This is a genomic window from Vibrio kagoshimensis, assembly GCF_050337535.1.
GTDB lineage: Bacteria > Pseudomonadota > Gammaproteobacteria > Enterobacterales > Vibrionaceae > Vibrio > Vibrio gallaecicus.
Map to the genome: position 1 here is coordinate 1 of NZ_JAKJSZ010000029.1, position 21689 is coordinate 21689.

Genomic DNA, 21689 nt, shown 5'->3' on the forward strand with positions numbered 1-21689 from the left:
AGTAAACATGTAATTCTAAAGCTATTACCATTCCAACAGAATGGTAATGAATTGACTGTGCCAAAATTAAGTAAACTTAATTTTGTATTGGTCACTCAGTTCATTGAAACCAAATTGATTTCCGAGGAAATCTTGCTTTGCTAATGCAAAACAAATTTTGATATTCATCAACGAGTGCCCACACAGATTGATAGGTTTAAATTGTTAAAGAGCTTTTCCTTTTTTGAGCTTCGCTCAAATCGGACGGTCATTTTAGCTATTTTAGTTTTAGTGTCAACCACTTTTTTTCAAAACTCTTTCAAGCGCTTGGCTTGGCTAATTTGACTGGTTAATTCGTTCTGGTTCCCTAAGAAGCCTTCCCGTTTCAACGAGGTCGCATTATAGAGATTGCGATCACATTGGCAAGTTCTTTTTGAAGTTTTTCTTACTTTTTTGATTGTTCGAGCGTTTTTTGTTCAAAACATCCCATTTTCACTAGTATTCCTCTTAATTAAGGGCTTATGGTACCTATATTAAAGGAGGATTTATGAGTTCAATACGCAGTTATAAAGGGATATCACCTCAAATAGGGCAAGCTGTCTATATAGATACAAGTTCTGTACTGGTTGGTGATATCAAAATCGGTGACGATTCGAGTGTATGGCCTTTAGTTGCAGCCCGAGGGGATGTGAACCATATCCATATTGGTGATAGAACTAACATTCAAGATGGCAGCGTATTACATGTTACCCATAAGAATGCTGAAAACCCTGAGGGTTATCCTCTATTAATAGGTAATGATGTCACTATTGGACATAAAGTAATGCTGCATGGCTGCACTATCGAGGATCGCGTTTTAGTTGGCATGGGTGCCATTGTACTTGATGGTGTCGTTATTAAAGAAGAAGTGATGATTGGTGCTGGTAGTTTGGTACCACCTAATAAGGTACTTGAAAGCGGTTATCTGTATGTAGGAAGTCCTGTAAAACAAGCACGCCCATTAAATGATAAAGAGCGTGCCTTTTTACAGAAATCAGCTGACAACTATGTTCAGAATAAAAACGACTATCTAGACTCTGTACTTCCAGTCTAAAGCGCCTTGATCTGAATCCGATTAGAGGAGTCATACTCCTCTTCTTCTATTAGTTCTTCCGCCAGCTCTTCAATATCAAAACGTAGCTCTGAAAAGATAACTAAAGCTTGTTCACCACCTTCTATCCCTTTACCAGCCAATTGTGATAATTCTTCAATAGTCATTACACATTCAATCAGAGCGCCTGACTGTTGTGCAGGGAAGATAATAGATTGACTCGCTTCATCCCAATCTTGAATATCTGGAAATAGGATTGATTGATTCACCTTTTATACCTCTAAATTTTTACGTAGTTCTCTTAATACTTGTTTAGAACCAGGGCGTAACCCTCGCCATAGCATAAAGCTTTCCGCTGCTTGACCCACTAACATACCTAACCCGTCATAAGCGGCATGAACTCCATTATCTAGAGCCCATTGATTAAATACCGTATTTCCAGATCCGTAGACCATGTCATAGACGACACTATTGGTATTGAAAATCACATCCGAAATTTCAGGAAGCTGACCACTTAGACCAGACGAAGTAGAGTTAATAATCACATCAAACCCTTCATTAACATCACTTAACCCCATCCCCTTGACGTTTCCATACGAAAAAAACATCTCAGCCAATAGTTCTGCCTTTGAACGGGTTCGGTTAGCGACCACCAATTGTTGCGGTTTTTGGTCAAGAAGAGGTTGAATTACACCTCGCGCAGCGCCACCAGCGCCAAGTAAAAGAATACGAGCTCCTTCTAACACTACTTTCTGTTGAAGAAGGTCTTGAACTAAACCCTCGCCATCAGTGTTATCACCGATGATTTCTCCATCATCTAACTTCTTAAGTGTGTTTACGGCACCCGCTAGTTCAGCCCTTTCAGTCAGGCGGTTAGCGAACTGATACGCATCTTCTTTAAAAGGCGCAGTGACGTTACACCCCCTACCACCGTCATTAAAAAAAGCTTTAGCAGCAGCAATAAATTGGCCACTATCTGGCTGTAATGCAGTGTAGGTAAGTTGCTGATTGGTTTGACGGGCAAACAAGGTATGAATAAAAGGCGATTTGCTTTGCACAATGGGGTTGCCGAAAACGGCATAACGATCTACTTGCTGTGTCATATCCTTACCTAACAGAAATAAAAAAGGTCATCTATATAGATGACCCTATCACTATCCCAATAAGGAAGGAAGAACTACCAAACTCGAGGCTTTAGGTAGTCGCTATAAAGCAAAGCTTCTGGTGAACCCGCTTGTGGTTCGTAGCGATATTCCCAACGAGCTAATGGTGGCATCGACATTAATATAGATTCTGTACGACCACCACTTTGTAAACCAAATAAGGTGCCACGGTCATAGACTAGGTTAAATTCAACATAGCGACCACGACGATAAAGTTGGAAGTCACGCTCGCGCTCACCGTAAGACGTTTCTTTGCGGCGCTCTACAATGGGTAGATAGGCGGCTGTAAAACCTTCACCAACTGCCTGCATATAAGCAAAGCTCTTATCGAAACCCCATTCATTCAGATCATCAAAGAACAGACCACCAACACCGCGTGTTTCGTCTCGGTGAGGCAGATAGAAGTATTTATCACACCACTCTTTATGTTCTTGATAAACATCATCACCAAACGGCGCACAAAGATCTTTCGCGGTTTGATGCCAAGATTGGCAGTCTTCATCAAAAGGATAAAATGGCGTTAAGTCAAAACCACCGCCAAACCACCAAATCGGGTCTTCCCCTTCTTTTTCCGCAATAAAGAATCGAACGTTGGCGTGTGAAGTTGGGATGTATGGGTTTTTAGGGTGGATAACTAATGAGACCCCCATAGCTTCAAACTTACGTCCGGCTAACTCAGGGCGATGAGCTGTGGCTGAGGCAGGCATTGCCTTACCTGCGACGTGAGAGAAATTAACCCCACCTTGCTCAAAGACCGCACCATTGGTCATCACACGAGTTCGACCACCGCCACCAAGACGTTCGCCAGGTTCACGTTCCCATGCATCTTCTTCAAACAGTGCTGTGCCATCAGCTTGCTCAAGCTGTTGGCAAATCGAATCTTGTAGGCTCAGTAAAAACTGTTTTACTGCTTCTTTATCAATTGCTGACATCTTACTTCCTTTGCAGGGTTTAACCCTGTCTTAATATTTTCGACGTTTTTGCATCTCTAATTTCACTTGGTTTCTCACGACCACCCGTTTGACCTTCTAGAATCGCGACTAAGTGTTGACCTAGTTGCTGTTGAACTTCTTCAGTCGTCATACAAGGCGGCTCGCCAGTCAGGTTGGCACTGGTAGAGGTTAACGGCTTACCGAATTCATTACACATCCTTTGAACCAAAGGGTGATCCGTCACTCGTACCGCGATGGAATCAAACTGGCCACTTACCCAGTCAGTGACTTTACTGCTGGTTGGCATAATCCAAGTGACCGGACCTGGCCATGTCGCTTTGACCGTCGCTAACTGTGCTTCAGTCAGTTGGCTTTCATCAATATAAGGCAATAACTGCTCGTAACTCGCAGCAATTAAGATCAAGCCCTTTTCAACCGGGCGCTGTTTTAACTCGAGTAATTTCTTGATGGCTTGTGGATTATCAGGATCACAACCGACCCCAAAAACGCCTTCAGTCGGGTAAGCAATGACTTCACCTTGTTGTAATGCCTGCAAAGTATGTTGAAAGTTATCCACGGGTTGCCTCATTAATTCAGTTATCGAACTCGGTAAGTGTACAAATTATCATTCACTGTGACTAAAGCTATTTGTTTATAAAATGTATCAATTAACAACTTAGACTGACGCAAACGTTTTCCTTAAGCCATTTTACCCGTATAATGCGCGCAAAATATCTAATCACTAATTAAATCGTACCTGAAGGAGTTTGAGATGACTGTCGGTATTATCATGGGTTCTAAATCTGATTGGCCAACAATGAAGCTAGCTGCAGAAATGTTGGATCAGTTTGGCGTGGCGTACGAAACAAAAGTGGTTTCTGCTCACCGCACACCTCAATTGCTTGCTGACTACGCAACCAGTGCGAAAGAGCGCGGTATTAAAGTGATTATTGCAGGAGCGGGCGGTGCTGCACATCTTCCAGGTATGGCGGCTGCTTTCACAAGCGTACCTGTTTTGGGTGTTCCTGTTCAGTCTAAAGCACTAAAAGGCATGGACTCTCTGCTTTCTATCGTACAAATGCCAAAAGGTATCGCTGTAGGTACTTTGGCTATCGGTGAAGCTGGCGCTGCCAATGCTGGCATCCTAGCAGCTCAAATCATTGGTACACACAATGAAGAAGTAATGGCGAAAGTAGAAGCGTTCCGCTCTGAGCAAACAGAAACGGTTCTTGCTAATCCAAACCCTGCAGAGGACTAATTCCCATGCATGTTCTTGTGTTAGGCGCGGGCCAACTTGCTCGCATGATGTCCCTAGCGGGGGCACCACTGAATCTTGAAATTTCTGCTTTTGATGTTGGCAGCAAAAATATTGTTCACCCATTAACGCAAGCGATTCTAGGCAATGGTTTAGAAAATGCGATTGAGCGTGCGGACGTCATTACTGCCGAGTTCGAACATATCCCTCACGATGTACTTGAGGTATGTGAGCGCAGCGGTAAGTTCTTCCCGACAACAGAAGCAATCAAAGCCGGCGGTGACCGTCGCCTTGAAAAAGCCCTGTTAGACGAAGCAAGCGTGAAAAATGCTAAGTACTACGTGATTAACTCTCGCGAAGACTTTGACGCTGCGATCGCTCACGTTGGCTTACCAATGGTATTGAAGAGCACACTTGGTGGCTACGATGGCAAAGGTCAATGGCGCTTAAAGACATTAGACAATGTTGACGCAACTTGGACAGAAATGGCTGAGTGCATTGCCGCAACAGACAACCAAGCGATTGTGGCTGAAGAGTTCGTTCCATTTGACCGTGAAGTATCACTGGTTGGTGCTCGTGGCGTTAATGGCGAGATCCAAGTATACCCATTGGCTGAAAATGTTCACACCGATGGCGTGTTGAGCTTATCGACAGCGATTGATGACATTGAACTGCAAGAGCAAGCGAAAACCATGTTCACCGCCATTGCAGAACGCTTAGATTACGTTGGCGTACTAGCACTAGAGTTCTTTGATGTTCAAGGTTCACTGCTGGTTAACGAGATTGCACCACGTGTTCATAACTCTGGCCACTGGACGCAACAAGGCGCGGAGACTTGTCAGTTTGAAAACCATCTACGTGCCGTATGTGGAATGCCACTAGGCAGCACTAAGCTGGTTCGCCCAACCGCAATGATCAACATCCTTGGCGAAGATACTCTACCTGAAGCGATTTTGGCTCAAGGTGGTTGTCATGTTCATTGGTATGGCAAAGAGAAGCGCGCAGGCCGTAAGATGGGTCACATAAACGTGAGTGCTGACTACAATGCAGAGCTGCAAAGAGCGTTATGCTCTCTGGCAAACATTCTCGACAGACAAGCCTACCCTGCTGTGCATGAGTTTGCTGAGCAAATGAAGTAAGCCTACATTGGTTTATTGATATAAAAAGTTTATTTGATATAGAAACGGCGCTCATTGAGCGCCGTTTTTTTATTTCTGATCATTCGCTTACTGTGATTTATATTACTACTGAGATTGAATGTGATGACACTTGCGATCAGCACATTGCTTCTTGGTACCATTGGCTGTTTTCTTCTCAAGTAACAGCGGGAACTGACACTCTTCACAACGACCTATAATGGGTGGCTGATTAACTGCGAACTTACACTTAGGGTAGTTATCGCAAGCATAGAAGGTTTTGCCATAGCGAGATTTACGCTCAACCAAGTGGCCTCGTCCACATTCAGGACAACCAACCAAAGGCTTTTCTTCAACCTGCTCTTTAGGCTGATCTAACGACTCAATATGATGGCATTCAGGGTAATTACTGCACCCAATGAACATCCCAAATCGACCTTGCCTTAATACCAACTCATTCTGGCATTCAGGACATGGGACTCCAAGTTCCTTAACCACATGACCATCATTTTGATGTAATGGTTTGATGTAATCACAACTTGGGTAAAGCTTACAGCCTAAAAACGGACCGTGCTTACCATGGCGAAGATGAAGCTCTCCACCACATTGAGGGCATGGCTCATGCTCTAATGCATGTTCATGTGCTGAAAAAAGTTGGTTATCAATCTTACTGCTCATCTTACGCCTGTATTAATGCAAGATACCTTGCTCTTTGGTGTACAGCAGCTCTTCCATTTGCGTATATGCACTTTCATTACCAGGCACATTAAACAGTACCATTAAAATAATCCACTTCAGATCATCCAGCTCAAATTCGTTTGTTTCCAAACCCATTACGCGATCAATCACCATCTCGCGAATTTCGGTCGTTAATACGTTGATCTGCTCTAGGAATAATAAAAACCCACGACATTCCAAATTAATTCGAGACACTTCTTTCTCGGTGTACACTCGCATCGATGTTGTCGAACATGTCGCGATTGCTGCTTGGTTATCTGTTTCTTGCAGTGCAGCAAGCTCTTCTAACCAATGGAGAGCTTTGTATATATCACTTTGATTAAAACCAGCTCGAAGCAATTCATCTTCCAGCTCATCTTGATCCACCTGCAATTCAGAATCGCTATGGATGTAGGTTTCAAACAAGTACATCAGTATGTCCATCATCATAGCTAGTCTCTCCCCTTTCGAATATAGCCACCAGAAACTGCAACAACATGCCCAAGGAGTTCAAGCTCCAAAAGCTGCATCATGACTTCATGCACAGGTATATGGGTTCTCTGTGCCAAAATATCAACGGGTGTCGCTTCTATTCCTACGTTAGCTAACAGCTGTGGAAATGGCAATTGTTCATTTTGGGTGACTGTTAAGGAAGGTTCTTGAGTTGGAAACAAGCTGGGCTGCTGCTCTATTGACCAATGTAATAGGCTTTCTAATTCGAATAAAACATCGTGAGCACTTTGAACTAGGCAAGCACCTGCTTTTATTAAACTATTTCCGCCTCGACTAGTAGGAGTGTGGATAGAGCCAGGAAGCGCGAAGACTTCTCTGTCTTGCTCCAATGCATACCGAGCTGTGATAAGCGAACCACTCTTTTCAGCCGCCTCAACCACTAACGTACCTAAAGACAAGCCACTAATAATACGGTTACGGCGAGGGAAATGTTCAGGTCGAGGTTTAGCGTGAGGACGAAATTCAGAAATTAAAGCACCACTTTCTACAATTCTCTCGGCCAAACTCCGATGCCTTGCGGGGTAAATAGACTCTAGACCAGAACCTAAAACCGCGAAAGTTTCTCCTCCCGCCTTTAAAGCTCCATCATGCGCATAGCCATCAATGCCTAACGCTAACCCGCTAGTCACTATCAACCCTTTTTTCACAAACTCCTGAGCAAATAACTTCGCAGTATTAAGACCTTCTAAAGTGGCATTTCTACTACCGACCATAGCTATTTGAGGTTCAATTAATTTATCAGCCTGCCCTTTTACAAATAGTACGCTCGGCGCAGAGGCAATATTTGCTAACTGTTTCGGATAAAGGGAACAAGACGAAGTAATTATATGATGGTTTGAATGCTTATTTAACCAAGCAAGGCAATCATCCACTTCTTTAGGTGCTTTTTCAAAAAGGTAAGAAACTTGCTTAGGTGATAAGCCAAAAGCTTGAAGCTGTTGCGAGGAAGATTGAACAATATTTAAAGGCGAGTCAAATGCCAGCAGGCGGGAAAGTCGCTTCCCGCCGAGTTGAGGAATGAAGCTAAGAGTTAGCCAAGCAGAAAGCTCCTGCTCATTCACTCTTCCGTTTCCGTTTCAGACTCTACCGTTTTCGGAATAATAGAAGGCGTTAAGGGTGACACCGCCAGAATCTGACTATTAATGGGTTTAGCGCTATTAGTGATCAAAGCTAAACTAAAATACTCGTAAGGTCGAATGACCATCAAGCTTCCGACAGAAGTACTCGGTAGCTGTAGTTTTTGATTAATTGAAGAGCTTTCATAGGTGTATTCACCTTGTTTATCATAAACCACTGCTCCCAACTCATTAAGCGTAAACATACTACCCTGTCGAAGCTGATCATGCTCACCTCGGTTAATCACAACCACTTGATTCTTAGCGCTGTACTGGCTTCCCTCTAATGAACCAACGATATTAGCAAATTGCCCCGCAGCAGCTGGTGCCGGGTAGAAAGTCGTAGATAAACTAACAGTCTCTATATCAAGATCAGGTAAAACCACATCATTTAGCTGAATTTCTTGTAACTGCTTATCCACTTTCAAACTGCTGAATTCATCATTAGCATCTTTTAGTGTTGCTGTGGCAACTAATCGCAATGACATAATAGAAGAGGCAGGTTCTTCTCGTTTATACGTCTCGACTGAGCGATAAATGCCCCATTTAGAGTGTTGCTGATTTCCAGAAATAAATAATCTATCGTCACCTGTTAAGAACTTGCGTCCGTCACTGGTTCCAAGCACTCTTTGAGCAGAAGCCAAGTCAGATTCACTGACTAAACGGTCCGATTGTAAATAAGGTAAAACTAAACCTTCATTCACAGTTGGTAAGGCTTTCTTCTCTGATACTCGAATTTTCGGACTCAGTTTAATAACTGGCTTTAAGCTCAAGACTGGCTGACCGTTAATCCAAACCAAAGAAAGTTTATCACCAGGGTAAATAAGGTGAGGGTTATCTATTTCTGGGTTGACTTGCCAAAGACGAGGCCACAACCATGGGCTATCTAGATACATTTCAGATATATCCCAAAGCGTATCGCCTTTAACAACAATATACGTCTCTGGTGCCCCTTCTTTGATGTTAAGAGGTTTATCAGCGGCTTTATCTTCAGTCGCTTGAGCCGAAAATGACAATGATAGAGGCAAACAAAGAAGAGAAAGTGTACGAGAAAATTGACGCATGACCAGAGTCCCTTGGGCTGAATATATGATATCTAATCCGAGAATTACTTTCAGGATGCTGTCATTTGGCTTCTAAAATGTCTAGAATTGAGCCAACAAGGTTTATGCTGTTTCGGCACAGTTCAACATTTCGAGTGTATATGTCTGTATTAGAAGTATTAACATTACCGGATGATCGTCTACGCACCGTGGCGAAACCGGTAAAGGAAGTAACCCCAGAAATTCAAAAGTTCGTTGATGACATGATTGAAACCATGTACGACGAAGAAGGTATTGGCCTTGCGGCAACGCAGGTTGATTTCCACCAGCGCATCGTCGTTATCGATGTTTCAGAAACGCGCGATGAGCCAATGGTGCTTATCAACCCTGAAATTACCGAGAAACGTGGCGAAGATGGCATCGAAGAAGGTTGTCTATCGGTTCCTGGCGCACGAGCTTTAGTACCTCGCGCAGCAGAAGTAACAGTTAAAGCATTAGATCGTGACGGAAACGAATTCACATTCGACGCTGACGACCTACTGGCTATCTGTGTTCAACACGAACTTGACCACTTAGAAGGCAAGTTATTTGTTGATTACCTATCACCAATGAAGCGTAAACGTATCCAAGATAAACTAGCGAAAATTAAACGTTTCAATGAGAAACAAGCTAAGTAGTCGTTAGTTTTACTAAATTAGAAGGAAGCCTACCTTGAGTCAGTCTTTAAGAATTGTCTTTGCAGGTACTCCGGATTTCGCCGCCCGTCACTTGGCGGCGTTGTTGTCTTCGGAGCATGATGTTATTGCGGTTTACACCAACCCAGATCGCCCAGCTGGTCGCGGAAAAAAATTGTCTGCGCCACCAGTAAAACAACTGGCACTTGAGCACGATATTCCGGTTTTCCAACCTGAAAACTTCAAGTCAGATGAAGCTAAGCAAGAGTTGGCTGATCTCAATGCCGATATCATGGTAGTTGTGGCTTACGGTATGTTGTTACCACAAGCTGTTCTCGATACGCCTCGCTTAGGTTGCATCAATGTGCATGGCTCTATCCTACCTCGCTGGCGTGGGGCAGCTCCAATTCAACGCTCTATCTGGGCGGGTGATAAAGAAACAGGCGTGACCATCATGCAGATGGATATCGGTCTAGACACGGGTGACATGCTAAGTATCGCAACGTTACCAATCGAAGCGACGGATACCAGCGCTTCCATGTACGAAAAGTTAGCAGGTCTTGGCCCTGACGCTCTTGTTGAGTGTTTAGCTGAAATCGCTTCTGGTAAAGCAGTTGCTGAAAAGCAAAATGATGAACTTGCTAACTACGCGAAGAAGCTGAGCAAAGAAGAAGCGAAGATTGATTGGAATGACAGTGCTGAACACATCGAACGTTGTGTCCGCGCTTTCAACCCATGGCCAATGAGCCACTTTGCAGTTGTGGATAGCAGCTCTAATGATGAGAAAAGCATTAAAGTTTGGCAAACACGTGTTGATGATGAATCAGCATCTGAGCCAACTGGCACAATCATCAAAGCCGATAAAACGGGTATCTATGTAGCGACAGGGCAAGGCGTACTTGTTCTTGAACAGCTGCAAGTACCTGGTAAAAAGGCGATGTCAGTACAAGATATCCTTAATTCAAGAGCAAGCTGGTTCGAAGTCGGTTCGCAACTTTCGTAATCATTTCGTTACCCTTGCTTTGGCTAACTTGTTAGCCCGCTGCTGAAAAGCGGCACTAGAAAACCTTTACGAGGGCAGAGATGCCCTCATATATTCAATAAATATTCGGTACCCCTCATGAATGTTCGCGCTGCTGCTGCAAATGTCCTATTCCAAGTTGTCGATAAAGGCCACTCTCTTTCACACGCTCTCCCTGCGGCTCAAAAAACGATCCGCCCGCGAGACCATGCTCTACTGCAAGAGATTTGCTACGGCGCACTTCGTTACCTGCCTCGCTTAGAGTCAATCGCTAACGAGCTGATGGAAAACTCGCTTAAAGGTAAAAAACGCGTATTCCATCACCTGATCTTAGTCGGCATTTACCAGTTAAGCTTTATGCGCATTCCCTCGCATGCTGCCGTTGCTGAAACAGTTGAAGCAACCAAAACACTTCGCGGTCCAAGCCTTAGCGGTTTGATTAATGCAGTACTACGTAGCTACCTACGCGATCAAGAAGAGCTAGACGAGAAAGCAATTAGCCACAATGCAGGTAAATACAGCCATCCAAGCTGGATCCTTAAAATGCTTAAAGAAAGCTACCCAGATAAGTGGGAGCAATTGATTGAAGCAAACAACAGCAAAGCGCCTATGTGGTTACGTGTAAACCGTCAGCACCACACTCGCGACGAATATGTTGAGCTACTGAATAACGAAAACATTGAATACACAGTACACCCAGAAGCTGCTGATGCCATCAAATTAGCGTCACCTTGCGATGTAACCTTATTGCCAGGTTTCGATAAAGGTTGGGTTTCAGTACAAGACGCCGCTGCTCAGCTTTCTGTCGATTACCTAACACCAAAAAATGGTGAGCTAATCCTTGATTGCTGCGCCGCTCCAGGTGGTAAAACCGCACACATTCTTGAACATACTCAAGACACTGAAGTTGTCGCTATCGACTGCGATATCAAGCGTCTGGATCGTGTTTACGATAACCTTGAACGCCTACAATTACGTGCTGATGTTATCTGTGGTGATGCTCGCTACCCTGAAGAGTGGTGGATGGGCGATAAGTTCGACCGTATCCTACTTGATGCGCCTTGTTCAGCAACAGGTGTGATTCGTCGTCACCCAGATATTAAATGGCTTCGCCGCGCATCTGATATTGATGCGCTTGCTGAATTACAAAGTGAAATTATGGATGCAATGTGGCGCCAGCTAAAAGAAGGCGGCACAATGGTTTACGCAACTTGTTCTATCACTCCACAAGAGAACGTGCTGCAAGTAAAAGCATTTTTAGATCGTACAGCGAATGCCACTTTAGTTGGTTCTGATATCGAAAATCCAGGTCGTCAAATTCTACCTGGTGAAGAAGATATGGATGGCTTCTACTACGCGGTTTTAGTAAAACAAGCATAGAAATAAACGCAGCGGTTAAGAATCATTTCTTAGCCGCTGTTTCGTTATGATGCACAAATCGTTTCAACTGAAACGAGCAATTAAATTACAACGATAAAGAGACAGGCTATGAAAATCATTATCCTTGGGGCTGGGCAAGTTGGCGGTACACTTGCAGAGAACCTAGTAGGCGAAAATAACGATATCACTATTGTTGACCGCGATAGCGATCGCCTACGTGAACTTCAGGATAAATATGACTTACGAGTCATCAATGGTTACGCAAGCCACCCTCAAACCCTGAGGGAAGCTGGGGCACAAGATGCCGACATGTTGGTTGCCGTGACAAACATGGATGAAACTAACATGGCAGCTTGCCAAGTTGCTTTCTCTTTATTTAATACACCAAACCGAATTGCCCGTATTCGCTCACCACAGTATTTGGAAGAAAAAGAAGCCCTCTTTAAATCAGGCGCAATTCCTGTCGATCACCTGATCGCACCAGAAGAACTGGTGACAAGCTATATTGAACGCTTGATTCAGTACCCAGGCGCTCTGCAGGTGGTTAGCTTTGCAGAGCAAAAAGTCAGCCTGGTGGCAGTAAAAGCTTATTACGGCGGTCCACTAGTTGGTAACGCACTGTCTGCTTTACGTGAACATATGCCGCACATCGATACCCGAGTCGCCGCTATTTTCCGCCAAGGTCGCCCTATCAGACCACAAGGCACAACCGTTATTGAAGCTGATGATGAAGTCTTCTTTGTGGCAGCAAGTAACCATATCCGTTCGGTAATGAGTGAGCTGCAACGTCTTGAAAAGCCTTACCGCCGCATCATGATTGTGGGAGGAGGTAATATCGGTGCCAGCTTGGCAAAACGTTTGGAACAGAGTTACAGCATCAAACTCATTGAGCGTAGCTACAACCGTGCCGAAAAGCTGTCTGAAGAATTAGAAAATACCATCGTATTTTGTGGTGATGCAGCAGACCAAGAATTACTCGCCGAAGAAAATATCGACCAAGTTGATGTATTCATTGCACTGACCAATGAAGATGAAACCAACATCATGTCTGCCATGCTTGCAAAACGCATGGGGGCAAAAAAGGTAATGGTGTTGATCCAACGTGGTGCTTATGTCGATTTGGTACAAGGCGGCGTAATTGATGTAGCAATATCGCCTCAACAAGCGACAATTTCTGCCTTGCTGACTCACGTTCGTCGTGCCGATATTGTGAATGTATCATCTCTACGTCGAGGCGCGGCAGAAGCTATCGAAGCCATCGCTCATGGTGATGAAACAACGTCGAAGGTAGTAGGAAAAGCCATTGGTGATATCAAACTTCCACCAGGTACAACAATTGGTGCCATCGTTCGAGGGGAAGAAGTATTGATCGCGCACGATAGAACCGTCATCGAACAAGATGATCACGTTGTGATGTTCTTAGTCGACAAAAAATACGTGCCTGACGTTGAGTCACTCTTCCAACCAAGCCCATTCTTTTTGTAAAACTCCGTTTTACGGCGAGCTCACATGGTCAACTTTCGTCCCATATTATTAGTAATCGGGTTAGTACTTTCAAAACTAGCCCTGTTTATGTACATCCCCACTCTTGTTGCTTTCTTTACCGGCACAGGAGGCTTTCTTGAGTTTGGACAGTCAGTTGCCATTACACATATTGTGGCGTTTATCTGCCTCAGTTTAGGTCGTACCGCAACGTTCCGGCTTGGGGTACGCGATATGTTCCTGATTACCTCCTTTGTATGGACGATAGCCAGCGCATTTGCAGCATTACCCTTTGTTTTCATTAACCATATTAGCTTTACCGATGCCTACTTCGAAACCATGTCTGGTATCACGACAACTGGTTCAACGGTGCTTAGCGGGCTAGATGCCATGGCTCCGAGCATTTTATTGTGGCGCTCCATCCTTCAATGGTTAGGAGGAATCGGCTTCATCGTAATGGCAGTAGCGGTACTTCCGATGCTCAATGTTGGAGGAATGAGGCTATTCCAAACAGAATCTTCTGATTGGTCAGATAAAAGCAGCCCAAGAGCCAAGACCGTCGCTAAGAACATTGTGGGGGTTTATCTTGTGCTAACTGGTCTTTGTCTAGTCAGTTATCTGTTCGCTGGGATGAACCTATTTGATGCAATAAACCATGCCTTTACCACACTTTCTACTGGTGGTTACTCAACGTCTGATGGCTCAATGAATCACTTCTCCAATAGTGCACATTGGGTAGGTACAATCTTCATGTTTTTAGGTGGTTTACCGTTTTTACTCTTTGTCAGTGTGCTTAGAAATAAAAAAATGGCGCCTCTTTACAAAGACGCGCAAGTGCGTGGTTTCACGATTTTATTCCTAACCTCAAGCGTCATTATAGCTTCATGGCTAGTAATTAGAGATGGCTACAGCGTACTCGATGCCCTGAGAGTTTCGATGTTTAACATCGTATCGGTAGTTACAACAACAGGCTTTGGTTTAGAAGATTTCACAGCATGGGGCGCATTACCCACTACTCTCTTTGCATTTTTAATGATGGCAGGAGCTTGTTCTGGTTCGACTTCTGGCGGCATCAAAATTTTCCGTTTCCAGATAGCCATGACGTTACTGCACAAACAAATGATGAAACTCATTCATCCTTCAGGAGTCTTTGTGCAACGCTATAATCAGCGACCTGTAAACGATGATATTGTTCGGTCACTCGTAGCCTTCGGCTTAATGTTTTTCATCACCATAATATTAGTCGCCGGCGGGCTCAGCGCGATGGGGTTAGATCCAGTAACCAGTATTTCAGGTGCTATTACCGCGGTGGCAAATGTCGGTCCTGGAATGGGTAGCGTTATTGGCCCAACGGGAAATTTCGCTCCATTACCAGACGCTGCAAAGTGGCTATTGAGTGTAGGAATGTTGATGGGTCGCTTAGAAATTTTAACTATTTTGGTACTATTTTTCCCCGCCTTTTGGCGACGCTAAGGAATTGATATGACACGTTGGAACACATTACTGGCTTTCACTTTGCTTTCATCTTCCGTGATGGCAGAACAAACAGTAACGTTACAAGATGGAAAGCAAGTTCGCTTAAAAGATGACTTTACGTGGGAATACACTTCCACCAGCACAGAGCAAATTCCCACCAATACGGAACAAGCGACAACATTTGAAGCGATCCCTGTCGTTCAGCAAGCAATGAAAGGTACCACTATTACTGTAGGTAATGACAAACCAAGTTTGCAACTATCAAAGTCAGGATTAGATGTACTCATTGGAGCAAGCACGTATGAAGATGGGCAGCTAATCTTGCCTGTATCCGTGACCAACCAAAGCACTCAATCGGTTGTATTGGTTACCTTAACATTCGCGGTTTATTCGCCAACAGGTGAACTGTTGCATGAGGGCAGCTTTGATACATGGCAATCAATAAAACGCTTGGCTGATACTTACTTGAGACCTCAAACTTCTGCTAAAGGTAAAGATCTCATCGTAGATGTTGGTCAATATCCAAAATATCGAATTGAAGTGGATATTGAGAACGTAGTAACACGCTAGCCCCAATCGCATAATTCTATTCATTACTTCGTTGATATAGGCATATAGCTATGAAGTAATGATATCTGCCTATCTGAGCTACTGAGTTAACCCCTACTTAAACAGGCTCAACGTATAAATATATGGCTAAGAAGTGACAGAAACACCCAGCCAAAACAAACAAATGCCAGATAGCATGGTTGTAAGGGATACGATCTTTAACGTAAAAAATAACGCCTAACGAATAAATAATGCCCCCAACAGCCAGTAATATCACCCCACCAATATCAATACTTTTCACTAGTTGGTAAATCACAATCACAGATAACCAACCCATCGTTAAGTAAGTCACTAAAGATAAGCGTTCAAAGCGATAAACGAATGCAATTTTCATAATGATGCCAAAAAGTGCAATACACCAGATGACTGCCATTAGCCCTATAGCTAAAGGGGTACGTAATCCAACTAATAAGAAAGGGGTGTAGCTGCCTGCAATTAACAAGTAGATAGCACAGTGATCCAGTGTTTTTAGTAAGCGCTTGGTTTTTTTTGTAGTGATGGAATGGTAAAGCGTTGAAGCGAGGAATAATAAAATAATGCTACAGCCATACACCGCCATGCTGATCATGGTTAATGCATCAGCTTCGAAGGTATTAGCCCTAACCAGTAGAAGAACTAAGCCAACAACGCCCAGTATTACTCCTAAACCATGAGTAATAGCATTCGCACGTTCTTCTTTTTCACAGTACTCACTCGCAGATGAGGCGGACATAAAAACCAACTAGATTAATAGAATATTTAATCTAGTATTACACATTAAGCTTACACGTGTAAGCTTAAATAAATAACAGGCTCAAAGTTAACGATATGCTTTCAAATAATACTAAGCCAAAAACTAGAAACCAATTAAGAAACCGACTCTAGATATTCAATCACTCGCTTACCGGCTTCCTCAGGAGGAGTATCAAGCGGCAAACTTAACTGTCGTTTTAACTGACCAATACCAAGTAAACTGGCTAGCATACCTTTGGCGCCGTGACGATTTCGGTCAATCTCAAACCATAATTGCAGTTCAGTTTCGCTTCGATGAGCCACAACTTCAAGTTCTCTCCAGCGCCCATGGTAAGGACCTGTAGTTGGAACAAACTCAAACTCTTGGACAAAAGGAAGCTCAAAACCATCTACCGCTTCACATTCCACCTGGCGAATACGAAGACCTTGTTCTTCTAACTCACTGAGAATGCTGTCGAGCAATTTATCAGGTCGAACCGTTAAGATATCTTTATCTGATGGATCAACCGCCATCGCGATATCTAACCCAGTTTCCAACCAAACTTTCGCATCACCAATAGTGACAGGTGTATTGAGTGGGACATCCAACTCGCACTCAAAATCACGAGTTTCGCCGGGCTGAATGGTAAACGCATAAGGTAGGCTCCACTTCACCAAAGAGTAAGTTTGGTGCATACGGCGAGTTTGTGAACTTTCGCGCCCATTTGAATCAACCGGCACTTCTTTTATGTAGCGACAGCACAGGTTCAAATCAATATTATCGATCTCTTGCGCTTGGGAGCCACCATAAACATGTACAGTTATGTTGGCTTTTTCGCCTGGATAAAGCACTTCCTGTTGCAAAACTGAATCCACTTTTGCAGATCCAATGCCAAAGCTGGCTAACGTTTTCTTGAAGAACGACATATGCACCTCCTTTAAAACATCATCTTAAGCCTTAAATAGGATCAAACTCAAATCTATTTCTCTTACTATTTTAGCTCGATTTGTGAACGTTTCTTATCCAACGGTCGATCGAAGGGTAAGATAGTGATAATCTATTCTTGATATGCATGCATATCATTATCCTGACTAATCGTTTGGATTGGCGAAAGCCAGAAGAGCCAAACTTCAAGTAATTGAAGCTCAACTCATGATTAGTCAGGCCATTAGATTGGCAATGGATATGCCTGACCGTTAGGTAAAAAATGCGCCCAACAGCTGTCAGGTCTTCGCACACCAACCGTAGTGCGATGCGTCGTCGTAGTGGCTTTGTCACTGCACCAACGGCAAAGAAAATGGCTCCTGCAATGACTTTAGTGGAAAAGGCTGCTTTATTAGCACCTGCTTCAGTAAAAGTTACTCAAGCCGCTTAACAAAAAGCGCAGTATTTACTGCGCTTTTTTCTTTTCTTCACTTTCCCACTCTGCTTTTATTCACTCTTCCACGTTGGTATTCCCGACCTGATTTGATACCTTTAGCAAAAATCATTATAAATATTGTGGAGAAAGCTGCATGAAGTGCCATCGAATTGAAGAGTTATTGGAACTGATGGAGCCTGAATGGCAAAAAGACCAAGAACTGAACTTGCTCGAATTTATCATCAAGCTATCACAAGAGGCCGGTTACGAAGGTAAACTTGAAGAACTCACCGACGACGTGCTGATCTATCACCTAAAAATGCGTAACAGCCAAAAAGATGACATGATTCCTGGTCTTAAAAAGGATCAAGAAGATGATTTTAAAACTGCAATTTTAAAAGCTCGAGGCATTATTTAGTCCTTCGAAGCCCATCATCTAAAACGATATCAAACTCTAAAGCGGCCTTAGTGGTCGCTTTTTTGTTTCTGTTCGCTACTTTTTCATCACAACTGTTATGAGTTTTGTTGTTAAAGGTTGATAGCGTTAAAGAAATTAGAACAATATTGCCGTTATAATCGCCATCCATAAGAATCTTCTAAAATAGTAATAATGAACTGCACTAAGTTTCGACCCTTCGATGTTTACTGTAGGTTTTTATTACCCGATTCACTTAAAAATCATTATTTCAAAGCAATGTCGTAGAGTGCTATCAATAAGAAATGGCACCAAATGCCACAAAAAGGATATCCCATGAGTCAGGATAAAATCGATATCAAAGATGTGACTCCTAAAACCTTTAACCCTAAGACACATAAAGGTAACGGAGATCGATTTAACCCAAGTAACCGTATTTACGTACGTGAAAGTAAAGGTAAATTCCAGCAATTACGTCGTTATGGCGGTTGGTTCTTACTGCTACTTTTTGCCCTTATTCCGTGGATACCATTTGGTGAACGACAAGCGATCTTATTGGATATCGGTAGCCAACAATTTAACTTCTTTGGCACTACTTTATACCCTCAAGATCTGACTTTACTCGCCATATTATTTGTTATCGCGGCTTTTGCTCTCTTTTTTATAACCACCTTCTTAGGTCGGGTTTGGTGTGGTTATCTTTGCCCACAAACCGTTTGGACCTTTATGTATATTTGGTTCGAAGAGAAACTAGAAGGCGCAGCTAACAAACGAAGAAAACAAGATTCAGGGAAGCTCACCCCTAACTTGTTAATGCGTAAAACGCTTAAACACATAGCCTGGATAGCCATAGCCCTTGCCACCGGCTTCACATTTGTTGGCTACTTTATCCCTGTAAAAGAACTGGTCGTCGATTTCTTTACCTTTAATGCATCATTTTGGCCAGCCTTTTGGATTCTATTCTTTGCGGGCTGTACTTATGCAAATGCCGGCTGGATGCGTTCGATAGTATGCTTACACATGTGTCCATACGCTCGATTCCAATCTGCAATGTTTGATAAAGATACTTTCATTGTTGGTTATGATCCTAAACGCGGTGAAAGCCGAGGACCTCGTTCTCGTAAAGCTGATCCAAAATCACTTGGTCTTGGTGACTGTATTGACTGTAATTTATGTGTTCAGGTGTGCCCAACAGGGATAGATATCCGTGATGGTTTGCAATATGAATGCATTAACTGCGGCGCATGTATTGATGCTTGTGATAAAACAATGGATCGCATGGGCTACGAGAAAGGTCTAATCAATTACACAACTGAGCATCGACTCGATGGCCACGATACAAAAGTCATGCGTCCTAAACTGCTAGGGTATGGTGCTATATTATTAATTATGATTGGCCTGTTCTTCGTTCAGATAGCCAGTGTTGACCCTGCAGGTTTGAGTGTATTAAGAGACCGTAACCAATTGTTTAGAGTTAACAATGAAGGTTTTATTGAAAACACTTACACACTTAAAATCATTAATAAAACCCAGCAACTTCAAGAATACACGTTCGATGTTGAAGGCATACCTAATGTTACTTGGTACGGAAAACAATCGGTAGAAGTGCAGCCAGGTGAAGTATTGAATTTACCTATAAGCTTAGGGGCTGATCCTGAAAAACTCAGCTCACCGGTTTCTACAATTCAGTTTATACTCTCTGATAGTGAAGAATTTACCATTGAAGTAGAAAGCCGCTTTATTAAGAAGCTGTAACTGCACAATTAACGGAAAAAGGCTCAGTAATGAGCCTTTTTTATTTTATGACTATGCAAGCCTTTAACTTTGATAACTTAACACCCGACTTCATGTGGTACGCCCTTGAAAGCATTGGTGTCCGCGCTGAATCTGGTCTTCTTGCCCTTAATAGCTATGAGAACCGTGTTTATCAATTCTCAGATGAAGACAAAAAACGCTATGTAGTAAAATTCTACCGACCTCAACGTTGGAGCAAAGAGCAAATTCAAGAAGAACATGATTTCGCTCTTGAGCTGATCGAGCAGGAGTTACCAGTTGCACCACCAATGATAATTAATGGCGCAACATTACATGAATACCAAGGCTACATGTTTGCTTTGTTTACCAGTGTGGGTGGCCGTCAATATGAAGTGGATAACCTAGACCAATTGGAAGGCGTTGGACGTTTCCTTGGGCGCATTCATAAAGCCAGCGCAGGTAAAACTTTTCAACATCGTCCGACTCTCAGCTTAGATGAATACCTTTATCAACCACGTAAAATTCTAGAAAATTCTAATTTCATTCCAACGCATCTAGAAAACGTATTCTTCAACGATCTTGATTTACTTATCAAAGCACTAGAATCTCAATGGGATAATAATTATAAAAATATTCGCCTCCATGGAGATTGCCACCCAGGGAATATACTATGGCGTGATGGGCCTATGTTTGTGGATCTCGATGATGCGAGAAATGGACCTGCTGTACAAGATTTATGGATGCTGCTAAATGGTGAGCGCCAAGATAAACTCATGCAACTCGATATTATTTTGGAAAACTACCAAGAGTTTTGCGATTTTAATACTGCTGAGTTGAAACTAATTGAGCCACTACGCGGTCTACGAATGGTGCATTACATGGCATGGTTAGCAAAACGATGGCACGATCCTGCCTTCCCGCTCGCTTTTCCTTGGTTTAATGATCCAAAATACTGGGAGAGCCAAGTTCTTGCTTGTAAGGAACAGTTAGCAACATTACAAGAACCACCGTTATCATTAATGCCACAGTGGTAATTGAGCATTGCTTACAGTTACCAAGACTCAAAAAACAACCAGAATTCAAATAATAATGGAGATTGAATAATGAAAAAGCTGCTCGCATTTTTCTCACTTGTATTACTTAGCCTTTCTGCACACGCGGCTAAGTTTAATGAAGGCGAACATTACAAAACGTTAGATCTAGAGCCTTCAAAAAAGCCAGTAGTGACCGAGTTTTTCTCTTTCTATTGCCCACACTGTCATAGCTTTGAACCTATTATTCAGCAGCTAAAGCAACAACTGCCTGAAGGCGTAAAACTGCAAAAAAACCATGTATCTTTCATGGGCGGTAAAATGGGTAAGTCGATGAGTAAAGCTTACGCAACTTCTATCGCACTTAAAGTCGAAGACAAAATGACACCTGTGCTATTTAATCGCATCCACAATATGCAAAAAGCACCAAAAGACGATGCAGAACTGCGCCAAATCTTCCTAGATGAAGGGGTAGATGCAAAGAAATACGATGCGGCTTTCAACGGTTTCGCCATCGACTCTATGGTTCGTCGATTCGACAAAGGCTTTAAAGACAGTGGTCTTTCAGGCGTTCCAGCTATCCTCGTAAATAATCGCTACCTAGTTCAAGCTCAAGGTATCAAAACAACGGGCGAATACATTGAGTTGGTTAACTTCTTACTAAAGAAATAAACCTCGCGATAATGTAAGTACACCGCTTAAAAAGAAAAGGGAGCCACCAAACGGCTCCCTTTTTAGATCTTTATCCTAAAACTGAGTCAGGGCCATATTGAGCCATTTAATGCTGGTCACCGCCAATGTCTCATTATAGAGTTTCAAAGGTATTCTAAA

General features: G+C 43.0%; 24 protein-coding genes. 14 read left to right on the forward strand and 10 right to left on the reverse strand.

Annotation, left to right across the window (positions count from 1 at the left end; genetic code table 11):
* The first annotated feature begins 526 nt into the window (after window positions 1-526).
* Window positions 527-1072 carry a gamma carbonic anhydrase family protein gene (locus L4C37_RS20620; RefSeq protein ID WP_273295555.1) on the forward strand — a complete coding sequence of 182 codons (546 nt, stop codon included), beginning with the start codon at window positions 527-529 and terminating at the stop codon, window positions 1070-1072.
* Here L4C37_RS20620 and L4C37_RS20625 read toward each other — a convergent pair.
* The 4 genes from L4C37_RS20625 to tsaC form a co-directional block, all read right to left on the reverse strand.
* Complete coding sequence (locus tag L4C37_RS20625) at window positions 1069-1338, reverse strand: DUF1488 family protein (RefSeq protein WP_273295557.1); 270 nt, start codon at window positions 1336-1338, stop codon at window positions 1069-1071. The genes L4C37_RS20620 and L4C37_RS20625 overlap by 4 nt on opposite strands.
* A gap of 3 nt (window positions 1339-1341) precedes the next feature.
* The gene (gene aroE, locus L4C37_RS20630; protein ID WP_429769787.1) at window positions 1342-2172 is read right to left on the reverse strand and encodes a shikimate dehydrogenase; all 831 of its coding nucleotides are present in this window, start codon (window positions 2170-2172) and stop codon (window positions 1342-1344) included.
* Between the two features lie 74 nt (window positions 2173-2246).
* Complete coding sequence (gene hemF, locus L4C37_RS20635; protein ID WP_102249171.1) at window positions 2247-3164, reverse strand: oxygen-dependent coproporphyrinogen oxidase; 918 nt, start codon at window positions 3162-3164, stop codon at window positions 2247-2249.
* Window positions 3165-3183: 19 nt separating this feature from the next.
* A complete protein-coding gene (tsaC, locus tag L4C37_RS20640; RefSeq protein WP_372265098.1) occupies window positions 3184-3741 on the reverse strand; it encodes an L-threonylcarbamoyladenylate synthase type 1 TsaC in 558 nt (185 codons plus the stop codon).
* Window positions 3742-3936: 195 nt separating this feature from the next.
* Here tsaC and purE point away from each other — a divergent pair, with 195 nt between their 5' ends.
* Window positions 3937-4422: a 5-(carboxyamino)imidazole ribonucleotide mutase gene (gene purE, locus L4C37_RS20645; RefSeq protein ID WP_004735777.1), complete on the forward strand. Its 486-nt coding sequence runs from the start codon at window positions 3937-3939 to the stop codon at window positions 4420-4422.
* Between the two features lie 5 nt (window positions 4423-4427).
* Window positions 4428-5558 carry a 5-(carboxyamino)imidazole ribonucleotide synthase gene (locus L4C37_RS20650; protein WP_429769790.1) on the forward strand — a complete coding sequence of 377 codons (1131 nt, stop codon included), beginning with the start codon at window positions 4428-4430 and terminating at the stop codon, window positions 5556-5558.
* A 105-nt stretch (window positions 5559-5663) separates the two neighbouring features.
* On the opposite strand, the gene L4C37_RS20655 is transcribed toward L4C37_RS20650, so the two are convergent.
* From L4C37_RS20655 to L4C37_RS20670, 4 genes are read right to left on the reverse strand one after another with little or no spacing between them, the layout of a single operon-like run.
* Entirely contained in the window at window positions 5664-6233 is a 570-nt protein-coding gene (locus L4C37_RS20655; RefSeq protein ID WP_429769792.1) for a DNA topoisomerase family protein, read from the reverse strand.
* Between the two features lie 12 nt (window positions 6234-6245).
* The gene (locus tag L4C37_RS20660; protein WP_137375392.1) at window positions 6246-6722 is read right to left on the reverse strand and encodes a DUF494 family protein; all 477 of its coding nucleotides are present in this window, start codon (window positions 6720-6722) and stop codon (window positions 6246-6248) included.
* A 2-nt stretch (window positions 6723-6724) separates the two neighbouring features.
* Window positions 6725-7846, reverse strand: a complete 1122-nt coding sequence (gene dprA / locus L4C37_RS20665; RefSeq protein ID WP_429769794.1) for a DNA-processing protein DprA — start codon at window positions 7844-7846, stop codon at window positions 6725-6727.
* Complete coding sequence (locus tag L4C37_RS20670) at window positions 7843-8964, reverse strand: LysM peptidoglycan-binding domain-containing protein (RefSeq protein ID WP_372265106.1); 1122 nt, start codon at window positions 8962-8964, stop codon at window positions 7843-7845. Before L4C37_RS20670 ends, dprA begins: the two co-directional genes overlap by 4 nt.
* A gap of 140 nt (window positions 8965-9104) precedes the next feature.
* Here L4C37_RS20670 and def point away from each other — a divergent pair, with 140 nt between their 5' ends.
* From def to L4C37_RS20700, 6 genes are all read left to right on the forward strand, one after another.
* Window positions 9105-9620 carry a peptide deformylase gene (def, locus tag L4C37_RS20675; protein ID WP_206383712.1) on the forward strand — a complete coding sequence of 172 codons (516 nt, stop codon included), beginning with the start codon at window positions 9105-9107 and terminating at the stop codon, window positions 9618-9620.
* Window positions 9621-9654: 34 nt separating this feature from the next.
* Window positions 9655-10620, forward strand: a complete 966-nt coding sequence (gene fmt, locus L4C37_RS20680) for a methionyl-tRNA formyltransferase (RefSeq protein ID WP_429769797.1) — start codon at window positions 9655-9657, stop codon at window positions 10618-10620.
* A gap of 117 nt (window positions 10621-10737) precedes the next feature.
* On the forward strand, window positions 10738-12018 hold the full coding sequence (gene rsmB / locus L4C37_RS20685) for a 16S rRNA (cytosine(967)-C(5))-methyltransferase RsmB (RefSeq protein WP_429769799.1): 1281 nt from the start codon (window positions 10738-10740) through the stop codon (window positions 12016-12018).
* A 108-nt stretch (window positions 12019-12126) separates the two neighbouring features.
* Window positions 12127-13503, forward strand: coding sequence for a Trk system potassium transporter TrkA (trkA, locus tag L4C37_RS20690; protein WP_137375398.1), 1377 nt, complete (start codon window positions 12127-12129; stop codon window positions 13501-13503).
* Between the two features lie 24 nt (window positions 13504-13527).
* Window positions 13528-14973, forward strand: coding sequence for a TrkH family potassium uptake protein (locus tag L4C37_RS20695; RefSeq protein ID WP_137375399.1), 1446 nt, complete (start codon window positions 13528-13530; stop codon window positions 14971-14973).
* Window positions 14974-14982: 9 nt separating this feature from the next.
* Complete coding sequence (locus tag L4C37_RS20700; protein ID WP_429769802.1) at window positions 14983-15546, forward strand: DUF3157 family protein; 564 nt, start codon at window positions 14983-14985, stop codon at window positions 15544-15546.
* 97 nt (window positions 15547-15643) lie between these two features.
* On the opposite strand, the gene trhA is transcribed toward L4C37_RS20700, so the two are convergent.
* A complete protein-coding gene (gene trhA / locus L4C37_RS20705; RefSeq protein WP_429769804.1) occupies window positions 15644-16297 on the reverse strand; it encodes a PAQR family membrane homeostasis protein TrhA in 654 nt (217 codons plus the stop codon).
* 134 nt (window positions 16298-16431) lie between these two features.
* A complete protein-coding gene (locus L4C37_RS20710; RefSeq protein WP_137375402.1) occupies window positions 16432-17223 on the reverse strand; it encodes a sporulation protein in 792 nt (263 codons plus the stop codon).
* Between the two features lie 281 nt (window positions 17224-17504).
* On the opposite strand from L4C37_RS20710, the gene L4C37_RS20715 reads away from it, so the two are divergent.
* The 5 genes from L4C37_RS20715 to L4C37_RS20735 all read left to right on the forward strand — a co-directional run bounded on the left by L4C37_RS20715 (window position 17505) and on the right by L4C37_RS20735 (window position 21530).
* The gene (locus L4C37_RS20715; protein WP_167494082.1) at window positions 17505-17672 is read left to right on the forward strand and encodes a hypothetical protein; all 168 of its coding nucleotides are present in this window, start codon (window positions 17505-17507) and stop codon (window positions 17670-17672) included.
* Between the two features lie 139 nt (window positions 17673-17811).
* Complete coding sequence (locus L4C37_RS20720; protein WP_429769807.1) at window positions 17812-18075, forward strand: YihD family protein; 264 nt, start codon at window positions 17812-17814, stop codon at window positions 18073-18075.
* Between the two features lie 333 nt (window positions 18076-18408).
* Window positions 18409-19827 carry a cytochrome c oxidase accessory protein CcoG gene (ccoG, locus tag L4C37_RS20725; protein WP_372265112.1) on the forward strand — a complete coding sequence of 473 codons (1419 nt, stop codon included), beginning with the start codon at window positions 18409-18411 and terminating at the stop codon, window positions 19825-19827.
* A gap of 47 nt (window positions 19828-19874) precedes the next feature.
* Window positions 19875-20861, forward strand: a complete 987-nt coding sequence (locus tag L4C37_RS20730; protein WP_137375456.1) for a serine/threonine protein kinase — start codon at window positions 19875-19877, stop codon at window positions 20859-20861.
* 69 nt (window positions 20862-20930) lie between these two features.
* Window positions 20931-21530: a thiol:disulfide interchange protein DsbA/DsbL gene (locus L4C37_RS20735; RefSeq protein WP_429769809.1), complete on the forward strand. Its 600-nt coding sequence runs from the start codon at window positions 20931-20933 to the stop codon at window positions 21528-21530.
* Window positions 21531-21689 lie beyond the last annotated feature (159 nt).